Source organism: Bacteroidota bacterium (assembly GCA_016194975.1).
Classification (GTDB): Bacteria; Bacteroidota; Bacteroidia; order Palsa-965; family Palsa-965.
Genome location: JACQAM010000024.1, coordinates 45,287 through 57,792, shown reverse-complemented (window position 1 = coordinate 57,792; position 12,506 = coordinate 45,287). Strand labels below are relative to the sequence as shown.

Genomic DNA, 12,506 nt, shown 5'->3' with positions numbered 1-12,506 from the left:
TTTTGTTATGCGCCATTTTTGTCCATCCTTCGTTGCATTTCTTGGCCGTAGTCGCTCCACTATGGCCTGCAAAATGCGTCTCGGCTGAACAAAAATGGCATCATAACAATTCCAAAAAATGAATTTTAAACAGCCTCTTATTGATTGACCATTTGCAGCACTCAGGGAGTAACTCATCTTTCTTACCTTCGGTTCAAATTTCCACCCGATGAAAAAATTTATTCTTCTTGTTTTCTGCTTCGCAGCAGTTTCTCTTTTTTCACAGGATCGTAAATCGCTTCTGCAGGCCGCGCTGAAAAATTCCAATTCAGGCGATTCTACTTTTTTGCTCCGCGATTCTGTTCTTGCTCATTTGTATTATGATGCTGAATCGGATTCTCTTCTTCTCGCAGGATTATCGGACCAGGCCGGGCTTTCAAAAAGTGATATCGATTATATGCGCGCACAACTCCAGCATTATTCTGCTCATTGCTGGTCGGCCGACTCGGTAAAGAATGCCGTCATTGTTTCTTCTGCTGTAACTCCCGCTGCTGCTTTGAGCCCGAAAAAACTGGCGAAAGCGTGGAATAATTATTTCTCCACTCACAAGACAGGATATTTTGAAATGAGTGAACCTGTTTTTTCGAAAGACGGAACGTATGCTGTAGTTTATGTTGGATTCCAGTGCGGGGGAAATTGCGGGAATGGCGGCGCCACACTTTATCATTGGGAAAAAGGAATGTGGAAGCCGGTGAAAAATTGTTTTGCATTTGAAAAGCAACCGCATTGAATTTTTGAATGATAGCTCATATTTCCTATCTTAGCTACTTCTAAAAATTTCCCATGAAAAAACTATTCCCCACCATTTTTATTCTTGTCTTTTTATCGCCGCGCTTCGCTCATGCACAAGCCGGTCCTTACTGGGCAACTGATGTAGCTCCTATCTTCTATGCGAACTGCACCAAGTGTCATAATCCCAATGGAATTGCTCCGTTCCCGCTTATCACTTTTTCAGATGCGGTGAACAACAGCACCAATATGGTGAGCCAAGTTTCCACTGGGAAAATGCCACCGTGGCCTCCCGATACTACTTACAATCGCTTCTGTGGTGAACGAAAACTTTCCCAGGCGCAAATTCAAACCGTTGTCGATTGGGTGAACAATGGAATGCAAAGCGGAAATCTTGCGAATGCTCCTACGCCTCCTACTTATTCGGGCGCAGCCTTAATTACAAATCCGGATCTCACTTCACAAATGCCAAATTATACCGTGAACACAATGACCGGCGGCGATCTCTATCGTTGTTTTGTAATGCCTTCCGGAATATCAACCACAGAATATATTACGAGCATCGAAGTCCTTCCCGGCAACAGGAATATTGTTCACCACGTTCTCATTTACCAGGACCAGGCTTCTACTTGTGTTACACTCGACAATAATGATCCCGGCCCGGGCTACACCTGGTTCGGTGATGTAGGTTCTCCTACTGCAACACTCATTGGAGGATGGGTTCCTGGGCAGGGCGTTTACACACTTCCAACCAACATGGGAATAAAATTGAATCCGAATAGTTACATCATCATGCAGGTGCATTATCCTGCAGGAACTAATAACCTGGTCGATAGTACGCAGGTGCGTTTTGTTTTTTCAACCGGCGCCGTGCGCAATGTCACTCTTTCTCCACTCATCAATTATTGGTCAACAATGACAGATGGGCCGCTCGACATTCCTGCCGACAGTATAAAAACTTTTCATGCACAGTTCACCACGAATTTCAATGGAACTTTCATCAGTTGTGCGCCGCACATGCACCTGCTCGGAAAAGTGATCACGAATTATGCGGTCACTCCTTCGAATGATACTGTTCCGCTGGTGCGAATCAACGATTGGAGTTTTCACTGGCAGGGATTTTACAATTTCCGCCAGCTCGTGCATCTTCCTATGGGAACAAAATTGTACGCGAGCGCAACGTATGATAACACCACGAATAATCCCGACAATCCGAACAACCCGACACCGCAGGAAGTTTACGCCGGAGAAAATACTACCGATGAAATGATGATCGTGTATTATGCATTTACTCCTTACCAGGCCGGCGATGAAAATATCTGGATCGATTCTACAGTGATGGCGGTTCCTCCTGTTACTGCTTATGGCGACGTGGTGAAAACTCCGCAACTGTATGATCCGTTTCCGTCTCCTTCGGGCCCTAATGAAAATGTGAATGTGCAGTTCTTCCTTCCCAAAGATGCCGATGTGAAATTCGAATTGTTCGATGTGAACGGACGATCGGTGTTCACCGAAAATAATTCAGGCGCTGCAGGTTTCGGCAATGAAAAAATAAATCTCCACGGACTTGCAACAGGAACTTATGTTCTGCGAATGACAGCAGACGGAACTGTGCGGACAAAGAAGGTTGTTGTGGAGTAATACAATTCGTCACGGATAATATTCTATAAAGGTCGGCCATTGGCCGGTCTTTTTTCATATTGCCCGGGTTCAGGAGCGCACCTGTTGTGCTATAATACAACTGTTCTCCTGCTGGCGCCAATCCCGAATGCGTTCGGGAAGTGCCGCCATCAGGGCTGGTGAGCAACTGCATCTCATTTTTGTTTCTCCTGCACTTCCCGGTTTGGTTGCCTTTTTATAATCCCGCAGGAGCGTATTTTTTCGGTTGCCACAATTTTTTATTCAGCCACCAGCCCGCCCACGCGCATCCCGCGCCTATCACTGCGCCGGCGAATACATCACTCGGGTAATGCACGCCCAGGCGCATGCGCGAGTAGCCGACCGTGCACGCCCACATATAAGAAGGAACGATCACGTACCATTTCGGATATTCCAGCGAGAGCGAAGTGGCCAGTGCGAATGCAGAAGAAGTGTGTCCCGATGGAAAAGATTTTGATCCGGCATCCGATTTTTTTATGATGTCGGGATAAGTAACGAATGGCCGCGGGCGATTCACAGAATATTTCAATCCGAAAGTGATGATCGCATCAGCGCCGAGAGATGCGGCGATCACAAGCGGTTTTCTTTTTTCAGAAATATCTTTTTTCGCCAGGAGATCATAAGTAAAAATGCCAACAGGAACTGCAATGATCATTGGCGTTACACTGTTCGAAGTGAACTTCATCGCGTTGTCGAGTGGAACATTCACCGGTTGATTAATGCAGCGCAGCCAATGAATGTCGGCGTTCTGTGCAGGACAGAATCCTGCAACACAAAGGAGAATGCACAGCAGTAGTTTTTTCATGAGAAGTAAATGGTTCGGCCGCTATCCAACGCTTTTTTCACTGCGTGATCGCATGTTTCTTTTTGACAAATCTTCCCGGATATACTTTAAGCGCTGCATCCAGGCATTCCATTGCATTTTTCAGATCATCTGTTTTCAGAACATAGGCAATGCGAACTTCATCGGCTCCTGCGCCCGGTGTGGAATAAAATCCTGTTGCGGGCGCCAGCATTACTGTTTTTCCATTGTAATTGAAACTTTCGAGTAACCATTGACAGAATTTATCGGCGTTGTCAATTGGTAATCGTGCGATGCAATAAAATGCGCCGCTGGGTTTCGGGCAAAAAACGCCTTCCATTTTATTCAATGCTTCGATCACAAAATTTCTGCGTGCGGTATATTCTTTAAGCACATCGTCAAAATATGATTGCGGTGTATCGAGTGCTGCTTCTGCTCCCACTTGTCCGAATGTAGGCGGACTCAATCTTGCCTGTGCAAATTTCAGGGCGGCGCTCATCACTTCTTTATTTTTCGAGATCATGGCGCCAATGCGCGCGCCGCAGGCCGAATATCTTTTGGAAATGGAATCGAGCAGCACGGTATTGTTTTCGATGCCGGTGAGATGCATCACCGAAAAATATTTTTTTCCGTCGTAGCAGAATTCACGATACACTTCGTCGCTCAGGAGGAAGAGGTCGTGTTTTAATACAACCTCTTTAAGTGCGTTCAGTTCTTCCTGCGTATAGAGATATCCGGTAGGATTCCCGGGATTGCAGATCATGATGCCACGGGTTTTCGGCGCGATGAGTTTTTCAAATTCCTCTATAGGAGGAAGAGCAAACCCGTTTTCTATATGAGAGCGCACGGGTTTCACAACGAGATCTGCCGCGCAGGAAAATCCATTGTAGTTGGCGTAGAAGGGTTCGGGAATAATAAGTTCATCGCCGGCATTGAAGCAGGTCATCATCGCGATCTCGATAGCTTCTGATCCGCCGGTGGTGATGATGATGTCTTCTGTGTTGACCGGCATATTGAATTTCCGGTAATACGCTGCAAGTTTTGTTCGATAACTTTCGTTGCCTGCCGAGTGTGTGTATTCGATGACGCGGATGTTGGAATTTTTTATGGCGTTCAACATCACTTCCGGTGTTTCAATATCGGGCTGGCCGATGTTGAGATGAAAAATTTTTCTTCCATCTTTTTTCGCTTTCTCTGCGAAAGGAACCAATTTTCTGATCGGTGATGCAGGCATGTGATTTGCCTTCGAGGAAAGTTTAGGCATGAGTGATGAATTTATTTGCCAAAGGTCGGAATTAAGCATCAGATTCTAACTGATTTTCATTGGTAATTTAAAGTGATGAAGGGAATTTCCTAACCCCGATGGTGCGCCTTTACCCCGCCTGCCTGTCCGTCCGAGCGCGAGTCGAGGGCAAGGCCAGGCGTGTAATGCGCACCAGCGGGAGGAAAGAGAATTAAAAGCACCGGAGCTGCCGTTCCTAAAAAAAATAAAAAAATATTTTATTGAATTCTATTTTTTGGCAGGAGCGGTTACGATCAGTGTGAGTTCGAAATCAAAACTTGTATTGGTAACGGTTCCGTCTTTATTTGAAATGTTTTGAGGCGGGCCGGCCGAGAAACGAATGCCGTATGCGCCCTCGTGTGCCTGGATAAAAAAGTAAGGCATCCATTTATAGAATTGAGGAATATTGTAATCATGAAAGTCGTAGATATTAAAACTCATTGCTGCACCGAGCATCAGCCCCGGCGAATGTTCATCTGTGTTTCCGAATTCAGTTGCGATGCCGAATGGAAATTGTAAAGTTGCATAGCCCTCGTCGTCGAAATGTTCGAAAAACATATTTGTTCCGAAAAGTGGTTTTGCAAAAAAACCGATCGACCATTGCGGATCGAAATATTCAATGCGTTGATATAACCCGATGCTGGTGCACCAGCCGCCGAAGAGCCGGCCGTTGTTGAGTGCAAGCGGATGGACAGGAAATCCTGAATTTTCCATCCTTATGAATTCAAGACCGAGATCGAAATCGAGAAACGTTCTCGTTCTGGTTTCCTGCGCCTGAGTAAAAATTGCAGGAAAGAATAAGGACAGAAAAAAAATTTTCTTCATGAAATTATTTTCAGAAACGGGAAGTGGCAACGAGGGCAATTTCGAAATTGTAACTTGTTTTTGTGGTTGTTCCGTTCGTGTTGGAATAAATTTGGGCAGGGCTTCCGGAAAAACGAATTCCGAACTGTCCCTCGTGAACCTGCACAAAAAAATAGGGCAGTGGTTTGTAAAATACCGGGACGTGGTAATCGGCGAAATCAAAAACATTCAGATCGACTGCAGCGCCGAACATTATTCCCGGCGAATGTCCGTCCGTTTTTCCGAACTCTGTGGCAATGCCGATCGGGAGTTGAAGACCGAGCCAGCTATCCATGAAAGAATGGCGGTGCATATTGGTTCCGAAAAAAGGTTTGACAAAAAATCCAACCGACCATTGCGGGTTTACGTAAGCAACGCGGCGATAGATTTCCAGTCCACCGCAATAACCCATAAAGGTTTGTCTGTGCAGTGAATCGTTGAATAATAAATTGCGCGATATGCCGGGATTTTCGATGCGCATAAATTCCAGGCCCATATCCAGATCCACGGAACAGTTTTTTGTGGAGAGTGTGTCGCGGCCGTTGCTCTGTGCAAATGCAGAAAATCCGGGAATGAAAAGGAGGAGTATAATTTTTCTCATGAAAAGTTCATTGGTAAAAATTAAGTTTCAGTAGGCGGGAAGAAGAGAGAGGTAAAGGCGTTTTTATCCCGGCTGATAATATTGCAGCAATAATTCTGCCATGCCGGCTAAAAATATTTCACAAAGGAAACGTGTACAGAATTGCGACAGAATTGGATTCCCGATATATGGCGGAATGAAAAAGAATACGGCTACACCGACGGATATTTCTTTTTCAGAAATTCCACATACGCTTTCAGCCCGCTGAATTTTGAATACTCACTTTCAAAATCATTTTGTTTCGCTTCGTAACGAACATAATGCATGAACAAAGAATTGCCGGAGCGGACTAATTTTTTTTCAAGCCGTGCGGGAAAAAGCGTATCGGCGGCAAGGGAAAGTTTTTTCGAATGTGAAACGATGGTGTCGAACATTTTTTTCTTCGCAATCAATTTAAAATTCCTGTCGCAGCCCGGCGAAAAATTTTTGTACACACTGTCGAGCGCGTGTGCGGATGTGAGCATGAATTTATTCAGCACTTCTTCATCATTTCTTCCGTTCACATAATCGCGGTACTGTTTCGAATCTTTTCCGTATTTGCTTTCGAGAAACCAAAGCGCACCTTTGTAACCGACGAAGCTGGCGAGATTCTCATTGAAGTCAACATCGTTTTTTACAAATACGGTTCCGTGTGTGAGTTCGTGAATGATGAGTTCGGCAAGATCTCCTTCATCGTATTGCAACATCTGCGAGAGAATGGGATCCTTGAAATACCCGAGCGTACTCCAGCCCGATGCGCCGCCGATGTCCGTATCGTATCCTTCTTTTTTCAGAGAGGATTCTTCTTCTTTTGCTTTTTCCTTATTGAAAAAACCTTTGTACGGAACATTGCCGAGAAAAGGAAAATGCCAGAGATGAGGTTTCAGCGCAAAAGGTTCGCAGGCCGTTACCACGTAAATCAATCGCTGTCCGTGTTGATCGTAATAGGTTGTATAATTATTATTCCTGTTGAGCCCGATGCTGTCGAATGCAAATTGTCTGATCTCTCCGATGAGTTTCAGTTTTTGTTTTACAGAATCAGGAACTGTTTTATCGGCGAGTACATCTTTCACTTCGCGCGAATTCCAGACGAGAGAAAGTTGTCCCTGCGCCATACGCAAACCATAAACGACGAGTGATGAATTTAAAATGCAGAAGGTGAATAACGGAAGGAAAATGAGATCGGACAAGATTGCTCTTGTGTAACGAAGTTTTCTCTTCAACCCGGGATTCATATTGTAAAAGTAGGTCGTCTTTGTCGTTGGTCGCAGGTGGTCTCGGTTTGATATTGAACAAAAAGACCACCTGCGACCAACGGTACAACGGCCAACCGTATATTAGCACATGTTTTTCTTCTTAAGTAAAATCTTTTCTTTCTTATTAATGCCGCTTACGTGGTTCTTCATCCTGCTCATCTGGACATGGAGGACGAAGAGTGAAATGCGTAAGAAGAAACTGCGGATCGCGGCCGTAGTGGTGATTCTTGTTTTCAGTAATCGTTTTCTTTTTGATCGCACGATGCACGTATGGGAAGTGAATGCAGTGAAGGAACCGGCGGCTAATTCTTACGATGGAATTATTGTGCTTGGTGGAATGGTTTCGTTCGATGATCAGTTGGATCGTGTGCAGTTTGCGCGCGGGAACGACCGCCTGCTGCAGGCGCTTGCGCTATGGAAAAAAGGTGTTGCACCGAAAATTATTTTCACCGGCGGTTCCGGAAGTATTCTGCATCCCGAACACCTGGAAGGAAATTACATCCGGAATTATTTACAGGAACTCGGTGTTCCCGATTCAGTTCTCATCTTTGAGATACACGCGAAGAATACGCACGAGAACGCCGCAATGACAAAACCTATATTGGAGAAATACAAAAAGAACGGGAAATATCTGCTCGTTACTTCTGCCTTTCATATGCGCCGCGCACTCGGGTGTTTTGTGAAAGAGGGAATAAATGTTTCGCCATACAGTACGGATCGTTACAGCGGGCCGGGAAAATTTGAATTCGATTATTTATTTCTTCCGGATGCAGAAACGCTGTGGAACTGGAATATTCTTTTTCACGAATGGTTCGGGTGCATCACTTATAAAATGGAAGGATATATTTGAAAATCTCTAATGCCCAATGACTAATTTTTTCCTCACCGGTTTCCCTGAGTGCGTTTCTATCGCCACAACATAAATTCCATTGGCAAGGTCGCCGGAATAAAAATTCTCTTCATTCGCATTCATCATCGTCGTGCGTAAAAGTTTTCCATCCATTCCGTAAACAGAAATTTTCGCCGGCAATTCTTCATTTGGCAAAATAGTTTTCAGTGTGAAAGAATTATTTGCAGGGTTGGGAAAAAGATGAATGGAATTTTCCATCGCCACTTCTTCATTCCAACCGGTATTGATGTTGCCGAGAAAAAGAGAAACTCCTCCTGCGTAATTCCCGAGAACGAGATCCGGCAAAGAATCATTGGTAATATCAGCCATCCATGGCGCAGTGCGTAATCCTTCGCGGAAAGTAACATAGAGTGAATCGGTTAATGTGAATGTGCCGGCAAGATTTCCGTCGATGTTGTCATAACGGAAAATATAACCGCGCTCCGATCCGCTGAGCAGCACGTAAGTTCCGGCGCTGTCCCACAGGAAAGGAACACTGTAACCGGTGGTATATCCCGTTTGATTTACAATCTGGTTTCCGAAAAGTTGTGTGACGAGTGTGAACACGGGTGCTGAAGAAGTTCCGGTGTTGCGGTAATAATTGAAGTTGCCCGATTGTTCACCAATGAGAAGATCCGGCAATCCGTCGCGATCCACGTCCACGAGTTGCGGCGTGGCATAATTGCCGACATCAATTCCCTGGTAATTGCTCTGGACAAGAACAAAATTATTTGCCGGGCCGGGATCTTTCCTGAAATAATGAAGTTTTCCTACGGCATCGCCCACGATCATGTCTTTGTCGCCGTCGCCATCGAGATCGCCGAAAGTGGGAACGGGACAGAAGATGTTAGTTGTATTGGAATACAACCCTGCAAAATCGTCGGTAATGAATTTGAAAGACGGGTTGGAAGCGGTTCCCTGGTTCTCGTAAAGCGCGATCTTAGAAGGATACGCCGATGAGGAAGAATAATAACCGTAGTTGCCGATAAAAAGATCCTGGTCGCCGTCATTGTCATAATCGAAGAAGCGGGGAAAAGATCCTTCACCGACCTCGATCATTTTATCCTGCAGGAAATTATTCTGTACAAAATTCACCGTCACGTTATTGTTCGTTCCTGTATTCTTATAAAGCCAGGCGCTGTTGAAGTTCTGGGAAGTGTTCGGTGCATTCGGTGCAAAGAGAATGTCTTTTTTTCCGTCGTTGTCCACATCGAGATGAAATCCGCAGATCCACACGTTCATGTTTTCAGAAGTGTTGTAAGAAGGAAACTGGTTGTCGACGAGATCCATCATTGCAAAAGAAGAATCGCCGCCATTGCGCGCATAAACTTCGAACGGATTCGTGATATCGCCAATGAGAATGTCTTCATCATTATCGCCATCGGTGTTGATGCACTCGAGGCAGGAACCATTATGCATATCATGCAGAACCGAATTATCAGTATGATGTGCAACGGGTGGAGCAGAGCAGGAATCATTGATCGTGATCGATGCATTCAATGTGTTCTCGGCAAAATCGCCCCAGCATAAAGTCTGGTTTTTGAAAATGAGCGAATCGCAATTGTAACCCGATTCTACCGACATGTTGCGGTGAAAAATAACATGCACTCCACTCACATCATAAGTAAGTACATCAAGATCTCCGTCGTGATCCACATCGCGAATGGCGGGAATGTCCACGTTCGTTACCCAGATGGGCTGATGCGCGTGTGTGCTGTTCGGAAAAAAATCGGACATGAGTTGCGATGAAACCAATTGAAACTGCAATCCATTCGCCATTGAAGAAATATTCTCATATACTTTTATTCCCGGACTCGCGCCGCCTGATGCTGTGAAAATATCTTCTTTGCCATCGCAATTATAATCGCGCAGCAAAACCCAGTCGTGCAGTAATGGAAACTGGTAAGAATATTGCGAAGCGAGTTCATAATCTATCTGGTTCGCTGTTCCGTGATTGATGTACGTGGTGATCTTATTCCCCGTGCGATCGAAAACAAAAAGATCGCTGATACCATCCTGGTTGAGATCGATGTCGGAGAACTGGCAGAAATTCATTCCGCCTGCCCACGCGTACGGGAGCTGCGTTGCGCCCGAGAAAACAGGAATGGAATCGTTGCGAAGAAAAATAAGTTGTGCATCCGCGCGCGCGAAAAAAAATAAACTGAGTAAGAAAAAATATTTTTTCACTTCGCGATAATTAATTTCTGGCTGGCACGGAATCCTGCTGCATTGGAAATTGTACAGAAATACATTCCGTCTGCAAGAGAAGAAATGCCGAGCATCGTTTTTTGTAAAAGAATTTTTTGTGATAACACAATCTTTCCCGAAATGTCGGTAAGCGTGATGAACTCATCCTGCGAAGGAAGATCGGCGGTTTCGATGGTCAGTGTTTCATTTGCAGGATTGGGATAGGCAGAAAAGAAAATATTCAGCGGAGGATGCTCTGCGATCCCGACATTATTATCGCCATAAAAAAGAGAGACTCCTCCTGCATAATTCCCGATGACCACATCAAACAAACTATCGTTATTCAGGTCGGCAACGCAGGGAACAATTCTTCCTCCTTCATACGAACTCACGTAGAGCGAATCGGTGAGTGTGAAATTTCCTGCGAGATTTCCATCTACATTATCAAAACGGTAAAGAAATCCGCGCTCCGATCCGCAGAAGAGAATATAATTTCCATTATCGTCATACAGCCACGGCGCGCTGTAACCGGTAGTGAATCCTGCTTGTGTTACAATTACATTTCCGAACAGCGGAGTGATGAGTGTGAAAAACGGAACAGCATTGGTTCCCGTGTTGCGGTAATAATTCACATTGCCGCTTTGTTCGCCAACGAGAAGATCGAGCAATCCATCACGATCCACATCCACCAATTGCGGAATGGCATAACTTCCCACATCGATGTTCTGGATGTGTTGCGTGGTAAGAACAAAATTGGAATCGTTGCCCGGATCTTTCCGGTAGAGATTTAAAAAACCATTCACATCGCCAACGATCATATCCTGGTCACCATCGCCGTCAATATCTCCGAAAGTAGGAATGGCTCCCTGTGCGAAAGTATCCTGTTGCGTGATGTGCGCAAAATCTTTTGTGATGAGATCAAAAACGGGAGCTGCATTCGTTCCCGTGTTTTTATAGAGTGAGATCATTGTTGGAAAAAATCCGGAGATATCATAATAGCCGCGGTTGCCAATGAAAAGATCAAGATCTCCATCGTGATCGAAATCAAAAAGTCGTGGATAGCTTCCTTCGCCCACATCAATCATGTGTCCCTGTATGAAATTATTCTCAATGAAATGCAGCCGTACAGAATCATTTCTTCCCGTGTTGTGATACAACCACGAACTGTGATAATTCTCCACGCCGGTAAATCCATTCGGGGAAAACACCACATCATTCTTTCCGTCATTATCCACATCGAGATGATAGCCGCATCCGAAAATATTCAGGTACATCGTGGTGTCGTACGACGGATACAACGGATCAACATAATCGCAATGAGCAAATGTGTTCGTTCCAGCATTGCGGATATAATTGATGTTTGGATTCGCAAGATCGCCAATGATCACATCCTGGTCATTGTCGCCATCGGTGTTGATGCATTCGAGACAACTTCCGTTATGCAGGTGCACATCATGCGACGCGTCATTGTGCGCAGGCGGATTGGAACAGGAAACGTTGAGTGTGATCGTAGCGTCGAGCTGGCTTTCGTAAAATTCTCCCCAGCATAAAGTTTCGAGCGTATAGGAATTCACACTGTCGCAAACGCCGTACAATTCTTTACTCATGTTGTGATGGAATTCCACTTGCGTTCCGCCAACACCATACGTCAGCACATCAAGATCACCATCGCCATCAATGTCTCGGATGGCAGGAACATCGATCCAGCTCACGTTAAGCGGCGCCATAGAATCGGTACTGTTCGGAGTGATGTCTGTTTTTATTCCTGTTGTTACCAATTGAAATGCGAGTCCGCCGGCAACTGTAGAAACATTTTTATACAATTCGATCTTACTGAGATTGGAAGTAAAAATATCCATCTTGCCATCGCAATTATAATCGCGCAGGATCGCCCAGTCGTGCATACGCGGGAAAGCAGAAATATATTGCGGTGCAAAAACATAATCGACAGAATCGGGAGTACCATTGCTGACGTACGTGGTGATCTTGTTTCCCTGCCGGTCGAAAATGAAAAGATCCATGATGCCGTCCTGGTTGAGATCGATGTTGGAATACTGGCAGGAATTCATTCCTCCTGCCCATGCAAATGGTTGGCGAAGAGAATTAATGTAAACGGAAACAGTGTCCTGCCTGGTGAAATGCGATTGCGCAGAAAGAGAATGAAATGCAAGAGCGAAGAAAAGAATGAAATAATTTCTCAT

General features: G+C 45.1%; 10 protein-coding genes. 3 read left to right on the top strand and 7 right to left on the bottom strand.

Features of this window, described 5'->3' with window-relative positions; translation table 11 throughout:
• Positions 1–208: 208 nt before the first annotated feature.
• Both HY064_16165 and HY064_16160 read left to right on the top strand, forming a co-directional pair.
• Positions 209–769, top strand: coding sequence for a hypothetical protein (locus HY064_16165; GenBank protein ID MBI3512195.1), 561 nt, complete (start codon positions 209–211; stop codon positions 767–769).
• Between the two features lie 53 nt (positions 770–822).
• Complete coding sequence (locus HY064_16160; GenBank protein ID MBI3512194.1) at positions 823–2,409, top strand: T9SS type A sorting domain-containing protein; 1,587 nt, start codon at positions 823–825, stop codon at positions 2,407–2,409.
• Positions 2,410–2,623: 214 nt separating this feature from the next.
• On the opposite strand, the gene HY064_16155 is transcribed toward HY064_16160, so the two are convergent.
• The 5 genes from HY064_16155 to HY064_16135 form a co-directional block, all read right to left on the bottom strand.
• Positions 2,624–3,232 (bottom strand): phosphatase PAP2 family protein, encoded by a 609-nt coding sequence (locus HY064_16155; GenBank protein MBI3512193.1) that lies wholly within the window; start codon positions 3,230–3,232, stop codon positions 2,624–2,626.
• Positions 3,233–3,269: 37 nt separating this feature from the next.
• Positions 3,270–4,493, bottom strand: a complete 1,224-nt coding sequence (locus tag HY064_16150) for a pyridoxal phosphate-dependent aminotransferase (protein ID MBI3512192.1) — start codon at positions 4,491–4,493, stop codon at positions 3,270–3,272.
• Positions 4,494–4,739: 246 nt separating this feature from the next.
• Positions 4,740–5,336 (bottom strand): hypothetical protein, encoded by a 597-nt coding sequence (locus HY064_16145; GenBank protein ID MBI3512191.1) that lies wholly within the window; start codon positions 5,334–5,336, stop codon positions 4,740–4,742.
• 10 nt (positions 5,337–5,346) lie between these two features.
• The gene (locus HY064_16140) at positions 5,347–5,955 is read right to left on the bottom strand and encodes a hypothetical protein (GenBank protein MBI3512190.1); all 609 of its coding nucleotides are present in this window, start codon (positions 5,953–5,955) and stop codon (positions 5,347–5,349) included.
• A 191-nt stretch (positions 5,956–6,146) separates the two neighbouring features.
• Entirely contained in the window at positions 6,147–7,163 is a 1,017-nt protein-coding gene (locus tag HY064_16135; protein ID MBI3512189.1) for an aminopeptidase, read from the bottom strand.
• Positions 7,164–7,317: 154 nt separating this feature from the next.
• Between HY064_16135 and HY064_16130 the strand changes: the two genes are divergently transcribed.
• The gene (locus HY064_16130) at positions 7,318–8,079 is read left to right on the top strand and encodes a YdcF family protein (GenBank protein MBI3512188.1); all 762 of its coding nucleotides are present in this window, start codon (positions 7,318–7,320) and stop codon (positions 8,077–8,079) included.
• Between the two features lie 6 nt (positions 8,080–8,085).
• On the opposite strand, the gene HY064_16125 is transcribed toward HY064_16130, so the two are convergent.
• Positions 8,086–10,305 carry a T9SS type A sorting domain-containing protein gene (locus HY064_16125; GenBank protein MBI3512187.1) on the bottom strand — a complete coding sequence of 740 codons (2,220 nt, stop codon included), beginning with the start codon at positions 10,303–10,305 and terminating at the stop codon, positions 8,086–8,088.
• On the bottom strand, positions 10,302–12,506 hold the full coding sequence (locus HY064_16120; GenBank protein MBI3512186.1) for a T9SS type A sorting domain-containing protein: 2,205 nt from the start codon (positions 12,504–12,506) through the stop codon (positions 10,302–10,304). Before HY064_16120 ends, HY064_16125 begins: the two co-directional genes overlap by 4 nt.

Excerpts from the sequence above, each read along its gene's own strand:
- HY064_16130 (MBI3512188.1), top strand. The coding sequence starts at position 7,318 with ATGTTTTTCTTCTTAAGTAAAATCTTTTCTTTCTTATTAATGCCGCTT.
- HY064_16165 (MBI3512195.1), top strand. The coding sequence starts at position 209 with ATGAAAAAATTTATTCTTCTTGTTTTCTGCTTCGCAGCAGTTTCTCTT.
- HY064_16155 (MBI3512193.1), bottom strand. The coding sequence starts at position 3,232 with ATGAAAAAACTACTGCTGTGCATTCTCCTTTGTGTTGCAGGATTCTGT.
- HY064_16120 (MBI3512186.1), bottom strand. The coding sequence starts at position 12,506 with ATGAGAAATTATTTCATTCTTTTCTTCGCTCTTGCATTTCATTCTCTT.
- HY064_16150 (MBI3512192.1), bottom strand. The coding sequence starts at position 4,493 with ATGCCTAAACTTTCCTCGAAGGCAAATCACATGCCTGCATCACCGATC.
- HY064_16140 (MBI3512190.1), bottom strand. The coding sequence starts at position 5,955 with ATGAGAAAAATTATACTCCTCCTTTTCATTCCCGGATTTTCTGCATTT.
- HY064_16160 (MBI3512194.1), top strand. The coding sequence starts at position 823 with ATGAAAAAACTATTCCCCACCATTTTTATTCTTGTCTTTTTATCGCCG.
- HY064_16145 (MBI3512191.1), bottom strand. The coding sequence starts at position 5,336 with ATGAAGAAAATTTTTTTTCTGTCCTTATTCTTTCCTGCAATTTTTACT.